The following is an 859-nucleotide window of genomic DNA, read 5'->3' on the forward strand; positions in this document are numbered from 1 at the left end:
ACAATTGATCCACTGGATCAATTGCTTAACGTCTTCACCTCGTCAGGCTCATAACCTGAAGGTCAGAGGTTCAAATCCTACGCCCGAAACCAAATTCCAAACAACCCGTTCGATCTACAAACAGTCCACCAAACTGCTTGCTTCACGATCAATCCTTCTTAGCACCATAACCGGAAACTCAGACGGGCAAATGTAAGCGTTGTATCTGACCCTATGGTGCGGACTGATTTGGAGTGCGTTCCCGATAATGACAAGCTGCGCGCAGCTTTGTGTTTGTGCTGCCCCCTGGCAGTTCGATCTGATAACTACGCCGCCTCCAGCACACCCAGACCGGACGCTGTGTAACAAGTTTTCGTAAGAGGCTATCTAGCCACAGTTTCAAAGTAGTAATTTGGCATCGGTGGGTTCTGATCAGTGAACGGGCGTCAATGATAACGTTCACTTGCCCAGTAGTTAAAAACAGATTTGCTGAAGACCAAAAAGACATAAGGGATCACAGCTGTATTCCACGCTGGAAAGCGCGCAATACACCAATTCGAAGCGACAACAGGCGCTACCAACGTCGCAATCGCTTTGAGCTTGTGTTTGGTGGGCAGAAAAAAGGTGGAGCATAGCAACCGGTTACCAAAATGGCTCACCGTCGCGTTGGTAGGCTGATGCGTGACAACGGCATACGGGTCGAGAGATCAAAGAAATACAAGGTGACGACCGACAGCAACCACGCTTTCAACATTGTGCCGAACCTGCTGAACCGGGACTTCCATGCCGATCAGCCAAATCAGAAATGGGCTGGCGACATCAGCTATGTGTGGACCCGAGAAGGATGGCTCTACCTTGCCGTGATTCTTGATCTGCATTC

The 859-nt window shown here is 49.7% G+C and carries 1 pseudogene; it reads left to right on the forward strand.

The window, feature by feature from the left end:
* Window positions 1–629 precede the first annotated feature (629 nt).
* A pseudogene (locus tag ACRZ91_RS22170) lies at window positions 630–859 on the forward strand (IS3 family transposase); the annotation flags it as partial.

It is taken from the genome of Ruegeria sp. O11, assembly GCF_056535285.1.